The organism is Candidatus Cloacimonas sp. (genome assembly GCA_039680785.1).
Classification (GTDB): domain Bacteria; phylum Cloacimonadota; class Cloacimonadia; order Cloacimonadales; family Cloacimonadaceae; genus Cloacimonas.
The window spans coordinates 1-1893 of record JBDKSF010000012.1; the positions used below are offsets into that span (position 1 = coordinate 1).

Below are 1893 nucleotides of genomic sequence, written 5' to 3' on the forward strand. Positions count from 1 at the left end.
CAATGTCTTAGCCATCGGAGGTCTGAAAGAAAAATTATTAGCGGCAAAAAGAGCTGGGATAAATAGAGTGGTTATTCCGGAAGAAAATCGCGAGACATTGTCCGATTTTCCCGCTGATATCTTGGAAGGAATGGAAATTAACTATGTGAAGGAAATTTACGAAGCAATCAAAATACTGCTGATTCCCAATATAGATACTCAAGAACCAAAATCCACCCGCAAAAGGATTTCCTAAATTTGGAAAAATATCCCAATATCAATATCTTATTGAATGTTCCGAAAAAGTATGTTCCCAAAGCCGAATTCGTGCTGCGAACTTACTGCTATATACTAAGGTTGAATCCTACCTTTTTATACGGAAAACATTATGAAGGGGCACACTTATATTATGGTGTGCCCAGTAAATACGATTATCCGCTGAATATTTATTTTTCTCCGGAAACCGCTGAATTTTTTGAGCAAAGAGAATTATATCCTTTGGGGAAAGTGGATTTTTGCAAGTTCAAGGACGAGCATATTCCTTTTCTTTTTTCGCAAAGCGGGGCGATATTTTCTTTTACTGACGATGCCTGTTTTTTCCGTAAGGATATTATTGCCAGCGGTTTTTATTTTTTAACTTGCTGGCACGAATATATCCTTTCTTATAAAGGACAAACACAAGGGCGAGTGGATTATAAACAGAGTTTACAATACCGTTGGGATTTTACGGAAATTCCTGTGGTGGATGTTTATTGCCAAATGCTTTTGTACGCAATGGAAAAATACAGTCCTCAGTTTATACGAGAAATCAGTTGGAACGAGAAAAAGCGTTTTGCCGTGTCGCTTTCGCATGACATTGATTACTGGGATTTTTGGGGTAGTTCCACCAAGCTAAATGTTTTTAAATATAATCTGCAGACCTTTGTAAAAAGGCCTGTCAATGCAACTTACAAGATCGTAGGCCATTTTTTGCACAAAAATTTGATCTACAATCCTTGGAAAACGATGCGCACCTTATCCAGAAAAGAAACGGACCGGGAAGTTCGTTCCACCTGGTTTTTATTAGCGCGCAAGGATTTTCCTGATAAAAGGCAGAATTATATTACGGATGTTAAAGCCAGAGTGCAAATTATGGACCTTTTAGGTCAACAGGATGTGGGATTGCATGGAAGTCCTCAATCTGCCTTTGATGCTTTGGTTTTAGCTGAAGAGCTAACTAACCTGCGTGAGCTGGGTTTCAATCCTACTGGTTTTAGAACTCACTATTTGCATTTCAACTATCAGCAGAGTTTTTCCATTTTAGAAGATGCCGGGATAAAATATGATTCCACTTTGGGTTATTGGGAGCATATCGGATTTAGGGCAGGGATATCTTTTCCTTTTTACCCTTTCAATATAGAAGAAAACCGACCTTTTCGGGTTTTGGAAATTCCTCTCATCGTGATGGATACAACGCTTCATTCGCTCAAAGCGATGAACTTAAGTTATTTTTCTGCCAAGCGTTCTTTAAAACGCCTGATCGATATTGCGGAAAAATATCAATCTCATCTTTCTTTGCTCTGGCATAACACTACTTTTGATCCTATAGATTTTCCTCTTTGGGGAAAATTGTATTGGGATACAGTAGATTACGCTCTCAAAAAACAGGGCTGGGTAACTTCCTTGAAAGATATCTATGAAGAATGGGTAACGCTTAGCTATTAAATAAACGCTTATGAAATCACTAATTTGGGAAGTTTGTTTCTGTCTGTATTTGCTTATCTACCTGATAATTTTTGGGCTCTATCTGATAGTGAGAGTTTTCCTGCCTCGCAAGGTCTCCCATAGCATTGTGAAATTTGTGGTTAGATTTTGGGCGAGAACAGTGATTCTTTCCACAGGTAGCAAAGTGGAAGTTGTGGGGAAAGAAAATTT

The 1893-nt window shown here is 38.4% G+C and carries 3 protein-coding genes; all 3 read left to right on the forward strand.

Annotation, left to right across the window (positions count from 1 at the left end; genetic code table 11):
• A partial coding sequence (locus ABFC98_00515; protein ID MEN6444509.1) for a S16 family serine protease occupies positions 1–235 on the forward strand: 235 nt, incomplete at its 5' end.
• Positions 236–237: 2 nt separating this feature from the next.
• The gene (locus tag ABFC98_00520; GenBank protein MEN6444510.1) at positions 238–1683 is read left to right on the forward strand and encodes a polysaccharide deacetylase family protein; all 1446 of its coding nucleotides are present in this window, start codon (positions 238–240) and stop codon (positions 1681–1683) included.
• Positions 1684–1693: 10 nt separating this feature from the next.
• Positions 1694–1893 (forward strand): 1-acyl-sn-glycerol-3-phosphate acyltransferase (locus tag ABFC98_00525; GenBank protein MEN6444511.1); only part of this gene is annotated, 200 nt, incomplete at its 3' end.